This is a genomic window from Mesorhizobium sp. M7A.F.Ca.CA.002.04.1.1, assembly GCF_004022805.1.
GTDB lineage: Bacteria > Pseudomonadota > Alphaproteobacteria > Rhizobiales > Rhizobiaceae > Mesorhizobium > Mesorhizobium ciceri.
Genome location: NZ_RZPL01001081.1, coordinates 1 through 1,221 on the forward strand (window position 1 = coordinate 1; position 1,221 = coordinate 1,221).

Here is a 1,221-nt window from a genome sequence, read left to right on the forward strand (position 1 = left end):
CAAAAAGCTCGGCGTCCAGCATGTCGTCGACGCGTCCAAGGAAAAGCTGCGCGATGTCATGCCGGCACTCGGCATGACCGAGGGTTTTGATGTCGGCCTCGAAATGTCGGGCGCAGCCCCCGCCTTCCGCGACATGATCGACACCATGAACAACGGCGGCAAGATCGCCATTCTGGGCATCGCCCCGACCGGATTCGAGATCGACTGGAACAAGGTCATCTTCAAGATGCTGCATCTCAAGGGCATCTATGGCCGCGAGATGTTCGAGACCTGGTACAAGATGATCGCGCTGGTGCAGGGGCCGCTGGATGTTTCCGGGCTTATCACGCACCGCATCGGCATCGACGATTTCCAAGCCGGCTTCGATGCAATGCGCAGCGGCAGTTCCGGCAAGGTGGTGATGGATTGGTAGATGCCGCCCTAACGCAGAATTCTGTTTTTCATCAGCCATTTCACGGAGCGGGGCCACGCGTAGTTCGCACCCATGCGAAGATCGGTAAACCCCTCCGAAACATGTTTCCCGGTTTCGGCGTCAAGGATGCGAATGAACATAGTATGTTCTGTTCGGTTGACGCGCGTTACGACGCCAAGCAAGGCAAGCGACGCGCCGTGCTCCTTGGCAATCGGGCCTTCACAACCAGCGCAGTTGCGCAATCCGTGCGGCGCCGTGGCCTGTGTATCCCTCGCCGGCACATCAATTACTGTAAAACGCCCAGACTGGGAGAGCATGTCCTTAGCAACTTGTGCTGATTCCGACAGATAGCGCCTGTCATATTCATCCGGGGGAATTATTCCCGCCCCGGCGCTCTTGTCCTCCAATTCGAAAGGGAACACTTCGATCGACATCGGCTTTGTCTGCTGCGCCTGCGCAAATGTGCAGGTGCCTACAAGCAGCGTCACCAGGACACTTAATGTGCGAATGCTCATCGTAGTCCTCCTGTCGGTATGATGGGCATTATACGCGGCCTGACAACGCAAATAACGATTAAATCGAAAGCAATGCTATGCTTCGGGAGTTTCCACGCAGTCTCGCTCGAACTCCGTCGTTCAGAGTGATTGGCTTGATCTTGGACTAACTCTTGCTCGGGACCAGACTGGTCTCCAATGCAGCCAGTCCGCTGGTGATCGCCGTGCGCTCTTCAGCGCTGAGCCTTGCCAGCAAATCCCGTTCGAACGCCTTCGCCAGCGGCACCATCTCGCGATAGGCGGCAAGCCCCGTTC

The 1,221-nt window shown here is 57.1% G+C and carries 2 protein-coding genes and 1 pseudogene; 1 reads left to right on the plus strand and 2 read right to left on the minus strand.

Annotation, left to right across the window (positions count from 1 at the left end; all coding sequences use genetic code 11):
- On the plus strand, positions 1-412 hold a 412-nt coding region (locus ENZ75_RS32300), incomplete at its 5' end, for a zinc-binding dehydrogenase (protein ID WP_164888195.1).
- Positions 413-420: 8 nt separating this feature from the next.
- Here ENZ75_RS32300 and ENZ75_RS32305 read toward each other — a convergent pair.
- Both ENZ75_RS32305 and ENZ75_RS35475 read right to left on the minus strand, forming a co-directional pair.
- Positions 421-927 (minus strand): DUF2380 domain-containing protein, encoded by a 507-nt coding sequence (locus ENZ75_RS32305; RefSeq protein ID WP_063167736.1) that lies wholly within the window; start codon positions 925-927, stop codon positions 421-423.
- Positions 928-1,072: 145 nt separating this feature from the next.
- Positions 1,073-1,221, minus strand: a pseudogene (locus tag ENZ75_RS35475) (MarR family transcriptional regulator); the annotation flags it as partial.